Genomic DNA, 16139 nt, shown 5'->3' with positions numbered 1-16139 from the left:
GGATAGAGGATAATCGCGTTGGGTGCGTTTGAACTCAGTCATCATCACGTTCTCCGGATTTAAGTCTGGAACGTGTCAACGCTATTCAGGACGGGTCACATATAAGTAAAAAGCCCGTACTTCTGTACAGGCTCTCAACTTAAATATGGCGGTGAGGGGGGGATTCGAACCCCCGATACGTTGCCGTATACACACTTTCCAGGCGTGCTCCTTCAGCCACTCGGACACCTCACCAAATTGTCGCTCCAGCATTACTGGGACGGGCGCTAATGTAGGGAAATATCCTTTCTACGTCAATCAACTTTTTTAAAAAAAAGCGCGTTTATACAAACTTCCACCAATCTGTGGCTTTAATAAGCGAAAACTGCTTTTTTTGCCCGCGCCGGGAAATTTGCTATGCTGCACATCCCGTTGAAAACGCTGATAACAGGCGCAATCACATTCCGCACCATACTGCTCAGGAGATAACATGGAGATAATTTTTTATCACCCGACATTTAACGCCGCCTGGTGGGTAAATGCGCTGGAGAAGGCTCTCCCACATGCGCGCGTTCGTGAATGGAAGATCGGTGATAACACCCCCGCAGACTATGCGCTTGTATGGCAGCCCCCGGTTGAAATGCTGGCCGGAAGACGCTTGAAAGCCGTCTTTGCGCTGGGCGCGGGGGTGGATGCAATTCTGAGTAAATTAAATGCGCATCCGGAAATGCTGGACGCCTCCATTCCTCTATTCCGTCTGGAAGATACCGGAATGGGCCTGCAAATGCAGGAGTATGCCGTCAGCCAGGTATTACACTGGTTCCGTCGTTTCGATGATTATCAGGCGCTGAAAAATCAGGCGCTATGGAAACCGTTGCCGGAATATACCCGCGAAGAGTTTAGCGTCGGTATCATGGGCGCAGGGGTACTGGGCGCAAAAGTGGCAGAAAGTCTACAGGCGTGGGGGTTCCCGTTACGTTGCTGGAGTCGTAGCCGCAAATCCTGGCCTGGCGTGGAAAGTTATGTTGGGCGTGAAGAGCTGCACGCTTTCCTGAACCAGACGCGGGTGCTGATTAATCTGCTGCCGAATACGGCCCAAACGGTAGGAATTATTAATAGCGAATTGTTGGATCAATTGCCGGATGGCGCTTACGTGTTGAATCTCGCGCGCGGCGTGCATGTTCAGGAGGCGGATCTGCTGGCTGCGCTTGATAGCGGTAAGCTAAAAGGCGCGATGTTGGATGTCTTTAGCCAGGAACCGTTACCGCAGGAAAGTCCATTATGGCGCCATCCGCGAGTCGCCATGACGCCGCACATTGCGGCAGTCACCCGTCCGGCGGAAGCCATCGATTATATTAGCCGCACCATTACCCAACTGGAGAAGGGAGAGCCGGTGACGGGGCAGGTGGATCGGGCGAGAGGATATTGACATCAACCCGGCGCGGGCCGGGTTTCGCTAAAAAACGCTGGCGATACCTGCTATCCTTGTCGGAAATGACTACAGGAGAGAGCAATGTATCCCGTTGACCTGCATATGCATACCGTCGCCAGCACTCATGCCTACAGTACTCTGAGCGATTATATCGCGGAAGCCAAACGCAAAGGCATTAAACTTTTTGCGATTACCGATCATGGTCCGGACATGGAAGATGCGCCGCATCACTGGCATTTTATTAACATGCGCATCTGGCCGCGTCTGGTTGACGGCGTGGGGATACTGCGTGGCATTGAGGCGAATATCAAGAACATTAACGGTGAAATTGATTGTTCCGGAAAGATGTTCGACTCGCTGGATCTGATTATCGCAGGCTTCCATGAGCCCGTTTTTGCGCCACATGATAAAGAAACCAATACCCAGGCGATGATCGCGACCATCGCCAGCGGCAAGGTGCATATAATTAGTCACCCCGGAAATCCAAAGTATCCAGTGGAGGTTAAAGCCATCGCGCAGGCGGCGGCGAAAAACCATGTAGCGCTGGAAATCAACAACTCTTCTTTTCTGCATTCGCGTAAAGGAAGCGAAGATAATTGCCGCGCGGTCGCTGCCGCCGTACGCGATGCGGGAGGCTGGGTAGCGTTAGGATCTGATTCCCATACGGCCTTTACGCTTGGCGATTTCACCGAATGCCGGAAAATTCTGGATGCGGTGAATTTTCCGGAAGATCGAATCCTGAACGTCTCGCCGCAGCGCTTACTGGCCTTCCTCGAATCACGCGGTATGGCGCCTGTACCGGAATTTGCCGAACTATAATCGTTATTTACGGGAAGATATCAATGAATGAGTTTTCAATCCTGTGCCGTGTGCTGGGCTCGTTGTTTTACCGCCAACCGCAAGATCCTTTACTGGTTCCGCTGTTTACGTTAATCCGTGAAGGTAAACTGGCGGCAAACTGGCCGCTGGAGCAGGATGACATGCTGGCGCGTTTACAGAAAAGCTGCGATATCACGCAGATTTCCACTGATTACAATGCGTTATTTGTTGGGGAAGAGTGCGCGGTAGCGCCATACCGCAGTGCGTGGGTCGAAGGCGCGGAAGAGTCTGAGGTGCGCGCTTTTTTAACGTCGCGAGGGATGCCGCTGGCCGATACGCCTGCCGATCACATTGGCACTTTATTGCTCGCGGCCTCCTGGCTGGAAGATCAGTCTGCCGAAGATGAAAGTGAAGCGCTGGAAACCTTATTTGCCGATTATCTGCTTCCCTGGTGCAATACCTTCCTCGGTAAAGTTGAAGCCCATGCCGTTACGCCATTCTGGCGCACTCTGGCGCCGCTAACGCGTGATGCGATAGGGGCCATGTGGGATGAACTTCAGGAAGAAGATGAAGAATAATGTGATGTAAATCACCCTTAACTGCAACGAGTTTTACATCATTGCATAAAATGTGTGCGCGATCTCATTAATGTGCTGCTTTTCTGCTATGATGCGCGCCATGAACATACTTCTTTCTATTGCTATTACGACGGGCATCCTTTCTGGAATATGGGGATGGGTGGCCGTCTCCCTGGGGTTACTAAGCTGGGCCGGTTTTTTAGGCTGTACGGCTTATTTCTCCTGTCCGCAGGGCGGCTTTAAGGGATTGTTGATTTCCGCCTGTACGCTGTTAAGCGGTATGGTGTGGGCGCTGGTCATTATTCACGGTAGCGCGCTGGCGCCGCATCTGGAAATTGTCAGTTACGTGTTGACGGGGATCGTGGCATTCCTGATGTGTATCCAGGCAAAGCAGCTATTGCTTTCTTTTGTTCCGGGAACATTTATCGGCGCCTGCGCGACATTTGCAGGGCAGGGTGACTGGCGGTTGGTATTACCGTCGCTGGCGCTGGGGCTAATCTTTGGCTATGCCATGAAAAATAGTGGGCTATGGCTGGCATCACGCCGCGAGCAACATTCAGCGAATACGGCGGTCACAAAATAAAAAAGCGTGGGGTTCTTCCCCACGCTTTGTCGTATTGATCAGGATTCTGGCGGTACTGACAGCTCACGGTATTTCACCAGAATATCATTTTGCCTGTCCGCTTTATTCTGCAAATCCCACAGTCCACGATCGATACCATCATTAATGAGGAAGATAACGCCGGTTTCAATGGCTGACATCAGACACAGCATCACCGGTTCGTTCGAGGTATAGCCGATTTCGCCTTCCAGTAAGCGCTGGTAATCAATAAAACGGAACACGCCTGCCTGTACTTCATAGGAAAGGATAGTTTTACTGGTGTTCACCGAAGAAAGGATCTCGCCCGTACTGACGTTAACCACGCGCAGGTTGACAGCAATCTGATCCAGCTGATACTGCGTATCGGCGCCAATACCGAAATATCTTGCGCCGACCCCGCCGGATTTGACGTTACTTTCATAACCAATAATAGAACCTTCCACCATAATATTTGCCGCCGTCAGCGACTGAAGCGGGATACGGTTATTCATCGCCACGGTGCCGTTTTCCTGGGCTGCGCGAATAATTTTCCGTTCATTCAAAAGATTCTGTAAGCCTTGTCGTTCCAGTGGGATAAACCAGCGCGAATCTTTCAGCGCGGTGACCAACATAGCGGTGGCGCTCTGCGGCACAGCCGTAGAAAAGTTACTTGCCGGGTAAGGTTTAAATTGGCCCGTTTCATCCTGAATGTTATATACCGAAACAAAGATCTTACCGGTGGGAGCAGGTAAGTGCGTCAAATCTTTGTAACTTTGTGCGCGGGGCATTAATGTCGGTTTCGCAGCTTGTTTCGGCGGGGCAGTTAAGCATCCGCTCAACAATAAAACGGCAACCAAAATAAGTAAGCGCGGCATGATTTATATCCTTTAGTGACTGTAGCTTAAAAATCGGTTGACTGAGTTTGTAAACCTGACACTTCGATGGTCGAGGTTCTTCCCGTTTTTCTGTCCGTGACGTTGAGCTGGAGCTGCCCGTCGCGATTAGCGATATCGATAATAAAATCGTTGGTCACCATACGTCCTGGTTTCCCGGTATTAATATTGGTCAACAAGCCGCCCAGAATTTGCGATTGAATAGCCTGCGTAAAGTTATCCAACGCTGAGGGGGTTTCGATACCAAAATCGTTATCATAAGCGGGGTCTTTATATGAATTTTGCGCCTGGGCGCTATTCAATAAAAAGGAACCGTTATTGGGGTTTCCACCAAAGTTAGGATTACGGAACTGGAACGTCATATTTCCAGCCCAGGTTAATGGCGAAAAAAGCATGAGCAGCACTACTGCATGTTTAACACGCATGACAGCCTCCGGATAAAAATCATGTTTTAGAATTCATCACGCGCTAAATCACTCGTACTTAATAGCGTTTGATCTATTTGTCGGCGATTTAATGCTTCCTCTGTTTGCGCTAATGCGAAGACGACGGTTTTCTCGAAGTCTCTTTTCATTGGAAATAAAAAGGTCTGGAAAATAACGTCCTGATTTACCGTTATGGTGATCCAGCTTCCCCAACGCGCACTGGGTCTTTCATTAATGGTCAGATTGCCGGTGTATTCGCTTTCCCATTTGTCGCTGAATGCACGATAGAATTCATGTCCTATCGAAGAGACGGTATGGTCGGTTAACAATCCGGGAACCTCGACTTCAACTTCATTGGCATGCAGGTTTCCGGTAGCGAACAGTAACTCTGCTGCTACAATCCAGGTCAGATAGCGTTTCATGGCCTTACCGCCTGAGATTATCGTTTGCCCATGAAACTGCCTGGGTGCGATTTTTGACAGCTATCTTTTTGAAAAGATTATAAAGATGTGTCTTAACCGTATTCTCGCTGATAAATAGCGACCTGGCGATTTCATTATTAGAGGCACCAATACGTAACTTATTGAGGATCTCTTTTTCGCGATGAGTGAGTAATGCGGACTCGGTGCTGTTGTAGCGGTAATTTCCTGAGTGTGTAATCAGGTAACTGGCTAATTTTTGTGAAAAATAGCATTCGCCCCGCAGAATACCCTGTAATCCGCTGACCACGTGTTCCTGGTCTTCAGTGGCGTAAAACACGCCGTTAATATGAGGCCAGTTTTCAATTTCACGGTAGGGATAATCGTCAGGGGTATTTAACAATAATGTTTTTATATTATTGTTTTTGCGGCTTAAATTATCCTGCCAATAGTGGATAAGCTTCTTATCCGCTTCCATCATATCCATTAAAACAATGCAACCGGCTGAGATATCTTCCAGAGAACGTTGAATATTATGCAGTTTTCCGGTTATGGCCAGCGATTGCTTTAAATGTTGCAATAATGCCGTAGCTTGCAGAGATGGCTTTGTGATCAACAATAGTGTGTGACCATGACTACTATGGACTTCATTAAACATGATGAAACTCCACTTTTTTTAATCGCACATCTGACAGCTGCCCCCATAAAATAAAGGCACCAGAAGTACTGACAGATGTTGCACTGCTGTGGGTTGAAATAGCCCATTATCCAGAAAGAGAAAAATATTTACGAAAATACTTTTAACTGTTTTCAATCTAGCCATTACAAATCTTAAAGCAAGTGTTAAACTTGTAACAATATGTAAAAATATATATTAAAATGTTGTTTTTGGGTTTTTTTGAAGTTTAGATTTGATAGTAAAGTTGTACATTTCGCTGTTATTGCATAGATTTAAAAAATCATACAAATTATAATAATTCATTGATTTTTAATCATTTTAATTATTATATGTTATGTTTTGATTTTATTTTTTCTTAAAATTTGAGACGTGGCATTAACCTGGACAGCACAAAGACAAAAAAAACGAAGTGTGTCACGTCTTGTGCGTATTGCCCCCCATAGGAAGCATAAGAACATCCCCATGGCGGCATAACACACAACAACACTTCATTTTTTGGGTTCGCGATACACTATCTTCTATGGCCAAAAATCAATTATAAAAAATCACATGGCTATCGTTTTATTAGCACTTTGGTATGAGCTTAAATAACAAAATACCACGCGTGGGTGAGTTATTAAAAATGTTTCCACGGACATACTCTTCATCGTAACGACGCGTTAACAAAAAACGCATGTCGCTAACAAGGTAATAGATAATTTTCGCTATGTACGACCAGGTCCAGGGTGACAGCATGAAAAACAAATTGTTATTTATGATGTTGACAATACTGGGTGCGCCTGGGATTGCAACCGCGACAAATTATGATCTGGCTCGTTCAGAGTATAATTTTGCGGTAAATGAATTAAGCAAGTCTTCATTTAATCAGGCGGCCATTATTGGTCAAGTCGGCACGGATAATAGTGCCAGAGTACGCCAGGAAGGATCAAAACTATTGTCCGTTATTTCACAAGAAGGAGGAAATAATCGGGCGAAAGTCGACCAGGCAGGGAATTATAACTTTGCGTATATTGAGCAAACGGGCAATGCCAACGATGCCAGTATATCGCAAAGCGCTTACGGTAATAGTGCGGCTATTATCCAGAAAGGTTCTGGAAATAAGGCCAATATTACCCAGTACGGTACGCAGAAAACAGCAGTTGTAGTGCAGAAACAGTCGCATATGGCTATTCGCGTCACCCAACGCTAATACCGTTACGACTTTTAAATCAATCCGATGGGGGTTTTACCATGAAACTTTTAAAAGTGGCAGCATTCGCAGCAATCGTAGTTTCTGGCAGTGCTCTGGCTGGCGTCGTTCCACAATGGGGCGGCGGCGGTAATCATAACGGCGGCGGCAATAGTTCCGGCCCGGATTCCACGTTGAGCATTTATCAGTACGGTTCCGCTAACGCTGCGCTTGCTCTGCAAAGCGATGCCCGTAAATCTGAAACGACTATTACCCAGAGCGGTTATGGTAACGGCGCCGATGTAGGCCAGGGTGCGGATAACAGTACTATTGAACTGACTCAGAATGGTTTCAGAAATAATGCCACCATCGACCAGTGGAACGCTAAAAACTCCGATATTACTGTCGGCCAATACGGCGGTAATAACGCCGCGCTGGTTAATCAGACCGCATCTGATTCCAGCGTAATGGTGCGTCAGGTTGGTTTTGGCAACAACGCCACGGCTAACCAGTATTAATTTAGCGTCTGCGCTAATAAAAAAACAGGGCATAAGCCCTGTTTTTTTTCGGGAGGAAATTATGCATACTTTATTGCTCCTTGCCGCACTTTCAAATCAAATTACGTTTACCACGACTCAGCAAGGCGATATTTACACGGTGATCCCTCAGGTCACATTAAACGAACCCTGCGTCTGTCAGGTGCAAATTCTCTCTGTGCGCGACGGCGTCGGGGGACAAAGCCATACACAGCAAAAACAAACGCTATCTTTACCTGCTAATCAACCGATTGAGTTGTCTCGTCTTAGTGTAAATATATCTTCAGAGGACTCGGTTAAAATTATTGTTACTGTTTCGGACGGACAATCACTGCATTTATCACAACAATGGCCGCCTTCTGCACAGTAGTTTTTGATGGTGGCGGAAATGGATTGGCTGACCTGGGTATAAAGAGGCGATAAAAGCGTCTCATCGTCTCGGCATGTCGCTAAAAGGTAACGCCGAACCCTCGAGGATGACTAATCATTGAGGAGTTAACATGTCCGTAATCAAGAAAAATATCCCTGGCATAGGCCTGTGTATCTGCGCTTTTTTTATCCATTCTGCGGTAGGGCAACAAACGGTACAGGGCGGCGTTATCCATTTTCGCGGCGCGATTGTTGAGCCACTGTGCGATATTTCTACTCACGCCGAAAATATTGATTTAACCTGCCTACGCGAAGGTAAAAAGCAAATGCACCGGATTGACCTTCGGCAGGCATCTGGATTACCGCAGGATATTCAGTCCATTGCGACGGTGCGGCTGCATTATCTCGATGCGCAAAAAAGCCTGGCGGTGATGAATATTGAGTACCGTTAACGGCGGTGTCATAGATATAAAAAGAGCGACTCTGTTGAAAGCCCTGCTGTACACTTTGCAGATAAGGTGAGACAAAGGGGGGGTTATGACATCACGTCTTCAGGTCATACAGGGTGATATCACTCAACTTAGCGTCGATGCGATTGTGAATGCCGCTAACGCATCATTAATGGGCGGCGGTGGCGTAGACGGCGCGATTCATCGCGCGGCGGGGCCGGCATTACTGGACGCCTGTAAACTCATCCGTCAGCAACAGGGCGAATGTCAGACGGGACATGCGGTTATCACGCCTGCTGGCAAGCTTTCGGCAAAGGCGGTTATTCACACAGTGGGGCCCGTCTGGCGAGGCGGCGAACACCAGGAAGCTGAGCTACTCGAAGAGGCATACCGGAATTGTTTGCTGCTTGCCGAGGCGAATCACTTTCGTTCCATCGCTTTTCCGGCAATCAGTACCGGCGTTTATGGCTATCCACGCGCCCAGGCCGCTGAAGTCGCCGTCAGGACGGTTTCAGATTTTATTACCCGTTACGCTCTGCCTGAACAGGTATACTTTGTCTGTTATGATGAAGAAACTGCCCGGCTTTACGCAAGATTACTTACTCAGCAAGACGACGACCCTGCCTGATAAAACACGCCTGGAGCGTGCCGTTGAACCGCTATGCGCGCGCCATCCCGGAGAGTGCGGCATTCTCGCGCTGGATAACAGTCTGGACGCTTTTGCCGCCCGCTACCGCCTGACCGAAATGGCGGCGCGGACGCTGGATGTGCAGTATTATATTTGGGAAGACGATATGTCCGGGCGGCTGCTCTTTTCGGTACTGCTGTCGGCGGCGAAGCGCGGCGTTCATGTTCGTCTGCTGCTGGATGATAACAATACGCCTGGTCTGGATGATACGTTGCGCTTGCTGGATAGCCATCCTAATATCGAAGTTCGTCTGTTTAATCCTTTCTCTTTTCGTACGCTACGCGCGCTGGGATATTTGACGGATTTTGCGCGGCTGAATCGGCGGATGCACAATAAAAGTTACACTGCCGACGGCGTAGTGACGCTGGTCGGTGGGCGCAACATCGGCGATGCCTATTTCGGCGCTGGCGAGGAGCCGCTATTTTCCGATCTGGACGTGATGGCCATTGGCCCGGTGGTCAATGATGTCGCCAATGATTTTGAACGTTACTGGCGCTGTAGTTCAGTGTCGACATTGCAGCAAGTATTATCCCTTTCTGAGCAGGAACTGACGCAGCGTATCGAACTTCCCGAATCCTGGTATAACGATGAGATCACCCGCCGTTATCTGCATAAGCTGGAAACCAGCCAGTTTATGGCGGATCTCGATCGCGGAACGTTGCCGCTGATTTGGGCAAAAACACGCTTGCTTAGCGATGACCCTTCTAAAGGCGAGGGGAAGGCGCAGCGCCATTCGCTTCTTCCGCAGCGATTATTTGACGTGATGGGGTCGCCGACGGAGCGTATCGACATTATTTCCGCTTACTTTGTCCCTACGCGCGCAGGCGTGGCGCAGTTGCTTAATCTGGTCAGGAAAGGCGTGAAGATCGCCATCTTAACTAACTCTCTGGCGGCCAACGATGTGGCGGTCGTTCACGCAGGGTACGCGCGCTGGCGCAAGAAATTACTGCGCTATGGCGTGGAGCTCTACGAACTGAAACCGACCCGCGAACATGAAACCGCCGTACATGATCGCGGACTCACCGGGAACTCAGGTTCCAGCTTACATGCTAAAACGTTCAGTATTGATGGTAGTAAGGTGTTTATCGGGTCGCTTAATTTTGATCCCCGTTCAACGCTTTTAAATACCGAAATGGGCTTTGTCATTGAAAGTGAAACGCTGGCGACGCTTATTCATAAGCGTTTTACGCAGAGCCAACGCGATGCGGCCTGGCAACTGCGGCTGGATCGCTGGGGACGAATTAACTGGATCGATCGTCAGCAAGAAGAGGAAAAGGTGTTAAAGAAAGAACCCGCTACGCGTTTCTGGCAGCGAGTTCTGGTACGGTTGGCGGCAATTTTACCTGTGGAATGGTTGCTGTGAACCCGCGCGCGGAAAACTACCCGATCGCGGCGCGGCTTTCTTGTTTTACCGGCGGTTTACCTGAAAAGAGAAATTTCAGAAGCGGGATGCGTAAATGAATTTCATACAGAATTAACGCAATACCCATAACAAATATCAGCCCGCACAAGAACCCGATCAGGTTGGAGGAGATATGCGGCGTAATATACGCGCCAAAGAAAAGCGTTAAGGGATGATGCACCAGATAGATAAACAGCGAAGCATTCACGAAATAGGTGACACGCGCGGACTGGAAGTTTAACAAGCGATGCCCCAGTGAGAATACCACGTTCACCATCCACAGCCCCATTACCATCGTAATCACGGATTCGGTTTCGTACATCCAGGCGTCGCCGCTCCCATAACGTTGATTCAGCAGATACGCGATAAAAGCAACGGCAGCGCCTAAAGTGCATCCGCGTGAGGGCGTGGTGAAGCGCGCTTTCAGATCGGGGTGAATGAAGGCCAACGCGCCGAGAATAAAAAACGGCACATAAAATAGCGTTTGCATCACAATAAAATTGAACATGCCGTCACTGAGGATTGCTGGATATACGATGAAAATAATGCGCCTGATAGCGGCGTAAGCGATCCCCAGCAGGAAAAAAATAAGCGAAAGCCTGGCCAGTGAAATAGCGGCGGGACGAGGCTTGCTTGTTTCCTGCCTTTTTTGGAACCAGGTAAAAATCCCGATGCTGACTGTGGTTAATATCACCAGCACCAGTAAAAACCACAGATGTGAAATGAGTTCCCACGCTAACGTATTATATTTTTCATAGGCAGAGAGTGTAGGCCAGTTCTCTGTTTTATCTTTGACATATTGCAACAGGATAAATTGCGGCAAGGTAAGCAAAGGGATTGCGGTAAGCATGGGAATACCCACACGTTCTACCCGTACTTTCCACCAGCGTTTTAACGGATAACGTAAAAACAACATGTACGAAAAATAACCAGAAATAACAAAAAATACCTGCATACGAAAAGCGTGGATAAAATCGTTAAACAGGGTTAGCCACCACGATGGCGTGGCGCTATTGACATGCCAACTGTGAGTGGAATAGATCAACGAGATATGAAAGGGAATCCCTAACAACATCAACCATGCGCGGATAGAGTCAAGAAAATATTCACGCGGCGCGGGTACAGAGCTCATATAAGGTCACGTATTCTCAGATTTTTCACCTTATCCATAAGGCGAATTATAGTTACATTCGGTAGCAACCCTACACCAACTCCGACAACCTGTCTCCAGGATAAGCACGCAAAGTGAAAACAGGCGCGGGAGGTGCTTAATCCATGAGCCAGCGCGCTGAACAAAGCCTGGATTCAGTTGTCGTAATGCCTGATTATCCATTAAAATGGATCGGATCGATATAAGCACACAAAGGGGGAAGTGCTTACTTATTATGAAACATAAACGACAAATGATGAAAATGCGTTGGTTGGGCGCAGCTATTATGTTAACGCTTTACGCATCATCGAGCTGGGCGTTCAGTATTGATGACGTGGCAAAACAAGCTCAATCTTTAGCCGGGAAAGGCTATGAGGCGCCTAAAAGCAACTTGCCCTCCGTTTTCCGCGACATGAAATATGCGGATTATCAGCAGATCCAGTTTAACAGCGATAAAGCCTACTGGAACAACTTAAAGACCCCTTTTAAGCTCGAATTTTACCATCAGGGGATGTACTTCGATACGCCGGTCAAGATTAACGAAGTGACGGCGACGACGGTCAAAAGAATCAAATACAGCCCGGATTACTTCAATTTTGGCAATGTTCAGCACGATAAAGACACGGTAAAAGATTTAGGCTTCGCCGGGTTCAAAGTTCTGTACCCCATCAACAGTAAAGATAAGAACGACGAAATCGTCAGTATGCTTGGCGCCAGCTATTTCCGCGTTATCGGCGCAGGCCAGGTATATGGCTTATCTGCGCGCGGCCTGGCGATTGATACCGCCTTACCATCTGGTGAAGAGTTTCCCCGCTTTCGCGAGTTCTGGATTGAGCGTCCAAAACCCACCGATAAGCGTTTGACCGTCTATGCATTACTGGATTCTCCGCGCGCGACCGGCGCTTACCGTTTTGTGATCATTCCTGGCCGCGATACCGTGGTGGACGTGCAGTCAAAAGTCTATCTGCGCGATAAAGTGGGCAAGCTGGGCGTTGCGCCATTAACCAGTATGTTCCTGTTTGGGCCAAACCAGCCGTCGCCGACGACCAACTATCGTCCGGAACTGCATGACTCGAACGGCTTATCCATTCATGCGGGTAATGGCGAGTGGATTTGGCGTCCGCTGAACAATCCAAAACACCTCGCTGTGAGCAGCTATGCAATGGAAAACCCTCAGGGATTCGGCCTGTTGCAGCGTGGTCGCGAGTTCTCGCGCTTTGAAGATTTAGACGATCGCTACGACCTGCGTCCAAGCGCCTGGATTACCCCGAAAGGCGACTGGGGCAAAGGTAAGGTTGAACTGGTTGAAATTCCGACCAATGATGAAACCAACGATAACATCGTCGCTTACTGGACTCCGGATCAACTGCCGGAACCGGGTAAAGAGATGAACTTCAAGTACACTCTGACCTTCAGCCGCGATGAAGATAAACTTCATGCGCCGGATAATGCCTGGGTGCTGCAAACACGCCGCTCAACGGGCGACGTTAAACAGTCGAATCTGATTCGCCAGCCCGACGGCACTATTGCCTTTGTGGTGGATTTCGTTGGCGCCGACATGAAAAAACTGCCGCCGGATACGCCCGTCGCTGCGCAAACCAGCATTGGCGATAACGGTGAAATCGTTGACAGTAATGTACGCTATAACCCAGTCACTAAAGGCTGGCGTTTAATGCTGCGCGTGAAAGTCAAAGACGCGAAGAAAACCACGGAAATGCGTGCCGCATTGGTGAATGCCGATCAGACGCTAAGTGAAACCTGGAGCTACCAGTTACCTGCCAATGAATAAAACAACTGAGTATATTGACGCACTGCTGCTTTCTGAACGTGAGAAAGCGGCATTGCCGAAAACTGACATCCGCGCCGTGCATCAGGCGCTGGATGCCGAGCATCGGACTTACTCGCGAGAAGACGATTCACCGCAGGGTTCCGTAAAAGCCCGCCTTGAACACGCCTGGCCGGATTCATTGGCGAAGGGGCAGTTAATTAAAGATGATGAAGGGCGCGATCAGTTGCAGGCTATGCCAAAAGCGACGCGCTCTTCGATGTTTCCCGATCCCTGGCGAACCAACCCGGTTGGACGTTTCTGGGATCGTCTGCGTGGGCGGGATGTAACGCCGCGCTATGTTTCTCGTCTGACAAAAGAAGAGCAGGCGAGCGAGCAAAAATGGCGTACCGTCGGCACTATACGCCGCTATATTTTGTTAATTTTGACTCTGGCGCAAACCGTCGTCGCGACCTGGTATATGAAGACCATTCTGCCTTATCAGGGATGGGCGCTCATCAATCCTATGGATATGGTGGGGCAGGATATTTGGGTCTCCTTTATGCAGCTCCTGCCCTACATGCTGCAAACCGGTATCCTGATTTTGTTTGCCGTGCTGTTCTGCTGGGTGTCAGCCGGATTCTGGACGGCGCTGATGGGCTTCCTGCAACTGCTTATCGGGCGCGATAAGTACAGCATCTCCGCGTCTACGGTTGGCGATGAGCCCCTCAATCCGGAACACCGGACGGCGCTGATCATGCCTATCTGTAATGAAGACGTTAGCCGCGTTTTCGCCGGTCTGCGCGCGACCTGGGAGTCCGTTAAAGCCACAGGCAACGCCGCGCATTTCGACGTCTATATCCTTAGCGACAGTTATAACCCGGATATCTGCGTGGCGGAGCAAAAGGCGTGGATGGAGCTTATCGCGGAAGTGCAGGGCGAAGGCCAAATTTTTTACCGTCGCCGCCGCCGCCGTATGAAACGCAAAAGCGGCAATATTGACGATTTTTGCCGCCGCTGGGGCAATCAGTACAGCTATATGGTGGTGCTGGACGCGGACTCAGTGATGAGCGGCGAGTGTCTGAGCGGGCTGGTGCGCCTGATGGAAGCGAACCCTAACGCCGGGATTATCCAGTCTTCGCCGAAAGCGTCGGGGATGGATACTCTGTATGCCCGCTGCCAACAGTTCGCGACCCGTGTTTATGGACCGCTGTTTACCGCCGGGCTGCACTTCTGGCAGTTGGGGGAGTCGCACTACTGGGGGCACAATGCCATTATCCGCGTGAAGCCGTTTATCGAGCACTGCGCTCTGGCGCCGCTGCCGGGAGAAGGTTCGTTCGCCGGATCGATTCTTTCCCACGACTTTGTGGAGGCGGCGCTAATGCGTCGGGCAGGGTGGGGCGTCTGGATTGCCTACGATCTCCCCGGTTCCTATGAAGAGCTGCCGCCAAACCTGCTGGATGAGCTTAAACGCGACCGCCGCTGGTGTCACGGCAACCTGATGAACTTTCGTCTGTTCCTGGTGAAAGGAATGCACCCGGTGCATCGCGCCGTGTTCCTGACGGGGGTAATGTCATACCTGTCCGCGCCGTTATGGTTTATGTTCCTCGCGCTTTCTACCGCGCTGCAGGTCGTTCATGCGTTAACAGAGCCGCAATATTTCCTTCAGCCGCGCCAGCTTTTTCCGGTCTGGCCGCAGTGGCGTCCGGAACTGGCAATCGCGCTGTTTGCGTCAACGATGGTGCTGCTGTTCCTGCCGAAGCTGCTCAGTATTATGCTGATCTGGTGTAAAGGCACCAAAGAGTATGGTGGTTTCTGGCGCGTTACGCTGTCGCTGTTGCTGGAAGTGCTGTTCTCCGTATTGCTGGCGCCGGTGCGTATGCTGTTTCATACCGTGTTTGTGGTCAGCGCGTTCCTCGGCTGGGAAGTGGTCTGGAACTCACCGCAACGCGACGATGATTCTACGCCGTGGGGAGAAGCCTTTATGCGTCACGGCTCTCAACTGCTGCTGGGGCTGGTCTGGGCGGTGGGTATGGCGTGGCTGGATTTACGCTTTCTGTTCTGGCTGGCGCCGATTGTCTTTTCGCTGATTCTGTCGCCATTTGTTTCGGTGATCTCCAGTCGTTCAACGGTAGGATTACGCACCAAACGCTGGAAGCTGTTCCTGATCCCGGAAGAGTATTCGCCGCCTCAGGTGTTGGTCGATACCGATAAATATCTGGAGATGAATCGCCGCCGTATTCTGGACGATGGCTTTATGCATGCGGTATTTAACCCGTCGCTTAATGCGCTGGCGACCGCGATGGCCACCGCGCGTCACCGTGCCAGTAAGGTGCTGGAAATAGCCCGCGATCGTCATGTGGAGCAGGCGCTAAACGAAACGCCGGAGAAACTGAACCGCGATCGGCGTCTGGTTTTGCTCAGCGATCCGGTGACGATGGCGCGTTTACACTATCGGGTCTGGAATGCGCCAGAGAGATACTCTTCCTGGGTAAACCATTATCAGTCTCTCGTCCTGAATCCGCAGGCGTTGCAGGGGCGAACATCGTCAGCGGGATAAGGTCTGGAGTGAGGTGAAAAATACCGGCGTGATGCCGGTATTTTTATAGTGAAATGAGGTATCAGGTGCGTATATTCGCGGTGAGCATAATGGTGATTACCCTGAGCGGCTGCGGCAGTATTATCAGCAGAACGATCCCCGGACAAGGACGAGAGCGTTCAGAATTCTGTGTCACGTTAAAAATTCTACAGCGTCATCACATTATTCAGCCGCCCTTCAAAATAAATCGCCAACTGCGACAATGTCAA

17 protein-coding genes, 1 tRNA gene and 1 pseudogene are annotated in these 16139 nt (G+C 49.8%); 13 read left to right on the top strand and 6 right to left on the bottom strand.

Annotated elements, in window-relative coordinates; translation table 11 throughout:
- Positions 1-146: 146 nt before the first annotated feature.
- Positions 147-234 (bottom strand) — tRNA-Ser (locus tag ACLJR2_RS23370).
- A gap of 235 nt (positions 235-469) precedes the next feature.
- On the opposite strand from ACLJR2_RS23370, the gene ghrA reads away from it, so the two are divergent.
- The 4 genes from ghrA (at position 470) to ACLJR2_RS23350 (ending at position 3391) form a co-directional block, all read left to right on the top strand.
- The gene (gene ghrA / locus ACLJR2_RS23365; RefSeq protein ID WP_000402544.1) at positions 470-1408 is read left to right on the top strand and encodes a glyoxylate/hydroxypyruvate reductase GhrA; all 939 of its coding nucleotides are present in this window, start codon (positions 470-472) and stop codon (positions 1406-1408) included.
- 84 nt (positions 1409-1492) lie between these two features.
- Positions 1493-2230 carry a phosphatase gene (locus tag ACLJR2_RS23360; protein WP_000283645.1) on the top strand — a complete coding sequence of 246 codons (738 nt, stop codon included), beginning with the start codon at positions 1493-1495 and terminating at the stop codon, positions 2228-2230.
- Positions 2231-2253: 23 nt separating this feature from the next.
- Positions 2254-2808 carry a molecular chaperone gene (locus ACLJR2_RS23355; RefSeq protein WP_001001883.1) on the top strand — a complete coding sequence of 185 codons (555 nt, stop codon included), beginning with the start codon at positions 2254-2256 and terminating at the stop codon, positions 2806-2808.
- A 100-nt stretch (positions 2809-2908) separates the two neighbouring features.
- Entirely contained in the window at positions 2909-3391 is a 483-nt protein-coding gene (locus ACLJR2_RS23350; protein ID WP_043991258.1) for a DUF1097 domain-containing protein, read from the top strand.
- Positions 3392-3429: 38 nt separating this feature from the next.
- Here ACLJR2_RS23350 and csgG read toward each other — a convergent pair whose 3' ends face one another.
- The 4 genes from csgG to csgD are packed head-to-tail and all read right to left on the bottom strand — an operon-like array spanning position 3430 to position 5783.
- Complete coding sequence (csgG, locus tag ACLJR2_RS23345) at positions 3430-4263, bottom strand: curli production assembly/transport protein CsgG (protein ID WP_001137620.1); 834 nt, start codon at positions 4261-4263, stop codon at positions 3430-3432.
- A gap of 26 nt (positions 4264-4289) precedes the next feature.
- Positions 4290-4706, bottom strand: coding sequence for a curli production assembly/transport protein CsgF (csgF, locus tag ACLJR2_RS23340; RefSeq protein WP_001264073.1), 417 nt, complete (start codon positions 4704-4706; stop codon positions 4290-4292).
- Positions 4707-4732: 26 nt separating this feature from the next.
- The gene (csgE, locus tag ACLJR2_RS23335) at positions 4733-5128 is read right to left on the bottom strand and encodes a curli production assembly/transport protein CsgE (protein WP_000833307.1); all 396 of its coding nucleotides are present in this window, start codon (positions 5126-5128) and stop codon (positions 4733-4735) included.
- Between the two features lie 4 nt (positions 5129-5132).
- Positions 5133-5783: a biofilm master transcriptional regulator CsgD gene (gene csgD / locus ACLJR2_RS23330; RefSeq protein ID WP_000481517.1), complete on the bottom strand. Its 651-nt coding sequence runs from the start codon at positions 5781-5783 to the stop codon at positions 5133-5135.
- A gap of 754 nt (positions 5784-6537) precedes the next feature.
- Here csgD and csgB point away from each other — a divergent pair.
- The 6 genes from csgB to ACLJR2_RS23300 all read left to right on the top strand — a co-directional run bounded on the left by csgB (position 6538) and on the right by ACLJR2_RS23300 (position 10377).
- On the top strand, positions 6538-6993 hold the full coding sequence (gene csgB / locus ACLJR2_RS23325) for a curli minor subunit CsgB (RefSeq protein WP_000791655.1): 456 nt from the start codon (positions 6538-6540) through the stop codon (positions 6991-6993).
- A 41-nt stretch (positions 6994-7034) separates the two neighbouring features.
- Positions 7035-7490 carry a curli major subunit CsgA gene (csgA, locus tag ACLJR2_RS23320; protein WP_000771416.1) on the top strand — a complete coding sequence of 152 codons (456 nt, stop codon included), beginning with the start codon at positions 7035-7037 and terminating at the stop codon, positions 7488-7490.
- A 61-nt stretch (positions 7491-7551) separates the two neighbouring features.
- Positions 7552-7878 carry a curli assembly chaperone CsgC gene (csgC, locus tag ACLJR2_RS23315; protein WP_000557256.1) on the top strand — a complete coding sequence of 109 codons (327 nt, stop codon included), beginning with the start codon at positions 7552-7554 and terminating at the stop codon, positions 7876-7878.
- Positions 7879-8008: 130 nt separating this feature from the next.
- The gene (locus ACLJR2_RS23310; RefSeq protein ID WP_000111257.1) at positions 8009-8329 is read left to right on the top strand and encodes a type 1 fimbrial protein; all 321 of its coding nucleotides are present in this window, start codon (positions 8009-8011) and stop codon (positions 8327-8329) included.
- A gap of 85 nt (positions 8330-8414) precedes the next feature.
- On the top strand, positions 8415-8954 hold the full coding sequence (gene ymdB, locus ACLJR2_RS23305; RefSeq protein WP_000203943.1) for an O-acetyl-ADP-ribose deacetylase: 540 nt from the start codon (positions 8415-8417) through the stop codon (positions 8952-8954).
- Positions 8890-10377 (top strand): phospholipase D family protein, encoded by a 1488-nt coding sequence (locus ACLJR2_RS23300; RefSeq protein WP_000976326.1) that lies wholly within the window; start codon positions 8890-8892, stop codon positions 10375-10377. Before ymdB ends, ACLJR2_RS23300 begins: the two co-directional genes overlap by 65 nt.
- 16 nt (positions 10378-10393) lie before the next feature.
- Here the strand turns inward: ACLJR2_RS23300 and mdoC are convergent, their stop codons facing one another.
- Entirely contained in the window at positions 10394-11548 is a 1155-nt protein-coding gene (gene mdoC / locus ACLJR2_RS23295) for a glucans biosynthesis protein MdoC (RefSeq protein WP_000100063.1), read from the bottom strand.
- A 271-nt stretch (positions 11549-11819) separates the two neighbouring features.
- On the opposite strand from mdoC, the gene mdoG reads away from it, so the two are divergent.
- The 3 genes and pseudogenes from mdoG to ACLJR2_RS23280 all read left to right on the top strand — a co-directional run.
- Positions 11820-13355: a glucans biosynthesis protein MdoG gene (gene mdoG, locus ACLJR2_RS23290; RefSeq protein WP_001562609.1), complete on the top strand. Its 1536-nt coding sequence runs from the start codon at positions 11820-11822 to the stop codon at positions 13353-13355.
- Positions 13348-15891 (top strand): glucans biosynthesis glucosyltransferase MdoH, encoded by a 2544-nt coding sequence (gene mdoH / locus ACLJR2_RS23285; protein ID WP_001044609.1) that lies wholly within the window; start codon positions 13348-13350, stop codon positions 15889-15891. The genes mdoG and mdoH overlap by 8 nt, the downstream gene beginning before the upstream one ends.
- A gap of 65 nt (positions 15892-15956) precedes the next feature.
- Positions 15957-16040: pseudogene (locus ACLJR2_RS23280) on the top strand (YceK/YidQ family lipoprotein); the annotation flags it as partial.
- Between the last annotated feature and the right edge of the window lie 99 nt (positions 16041-16139).

The sequence above is a fragment of the Salmonella sp. SAL03688 genome (assembly GCF_046551895.1).
GTDB lineage: Bacteria > Pseudomonadota > Gammaproteobacteria > Enterobacterales > Enterobacteriaceae > Salmonella > Salmonella enterica.
The sequence above is the reverse complement of the archived record's forward strand: the minus strand, read 5'-3'. Positions and strand labels throughout refer to the sequence as shown.

Bases quoted from the DNA above. Each gene is read 5' to 3' on its own strand.
- csgD (WP_000481517.1), bottom strand. From the start codon at position 5,783: ATGTTTAATGAAGTCCATAGTAGTCATGGTCACACACTATTGTTGATC.
- ACLJR2_RS23350 (WP_043991258.1), top strand. From the start codon at position 2,909: ATGAACATACTTCTTTCTATTGCTATTACGACGGGCATCCTTTCTGGA.
- ymdB (WP_000203943.1), top strand. From the start codon at position 8,415: ATGACATCACGTCTTCAGGTCATACAGGGTGATATCACTCAACTTAGC.
- csgG (WP_001137620.1), bottom strand. From the start codon at position 4,263: ATGCCGCGCTTACTTATTTTGGTTGCCGTTTTATTGTTGAGCGGATGC.
- mdoC (WP_000100063.1), bottom strand. From the start codon at position 11,548: ATGAGCTCTGTACCCGCGCCGCGTGAATATTTTCTTGACTCTATCCGC.
- csgA (WP_000771416.1), top strand. From the start codon at position 7,035: ATGAAACTTTTAAAAGTGGCAGCATTCGCAGCAATCGTAGTTTCTGGC.
- ACLJR2_RS23355 (WP_001001883.1), top strand. From the start codon at position 2,254: ATGAATGAGTTTTCAATCCTGTGCCGTGTGCTGGGCTCGTTGTTTTAC.
- mdoG (WP_001562609.1), top strand. From the start codon at position 11,820: ATGATGAAAATGCGTTGGTTGGGCGCAGCTATTATGTTAACGCTTTAC.
- csgB (WP_000791655.1), top strand. From the start codon at position 6,538: ATGAAAAACAAATTGTTATTTATGATGTTGACAATACTGGGTGCGCCT.
- mdoH (WP_001044609.1), top strand. From the start codon at position 13,348: ATGAATAAAACAACTGAGTATATTGACGCACTGCTGCTTTCTGAACGT.
- csgF (WP_001264073.1), bottom strand. From the start codon at position 4,706: ATGCGTGTTAAACATGCAGTAGTGCTGCTCATGCTTTTTTCGCCATTA.
- ghrA (WP_000402544.1), top strand. From the start codon at position 470: ATGGAGATAATTTTTTATCACCCGACATTTAACGCCGCCTGGTGGGTA.
- csgE (WP_000833307.1), bottom strand. From the start codon at position 5,128: ATGAAACGCTATCTGACCTGGATTGTAGCAGCAGAGTTACTGTTCGCT.
- ACLJR2_RS23360 (WP_000283645.1), top strand. From the start codon at position 1,493: ATGTATCCCGTTGACCTGCATATGCATACCGTCGCCAGCACTCATGCC.
- csgC (WP_000557256.1), top strand. From the start codon at position 7,552: ATGCATACTTTATTGCTCCTTGCCGCACTTTCAAATCAAATTACGTTT.
- ACLJR2_RS23310 (WP_000111257.1), top strand. From the start codon at position 8,009: ATGTCCGTAATCAAGAAAAATATCCCTGGCATAGGCCTGTGTATCTGC.
- ACLJR2_RS23300 (WP_000976326.1), top strand. From the start codon at position 8,890: ATGATGAAGAAACTGCCCGGCTTTACGCAAGATTACTTACTCAGCAAG.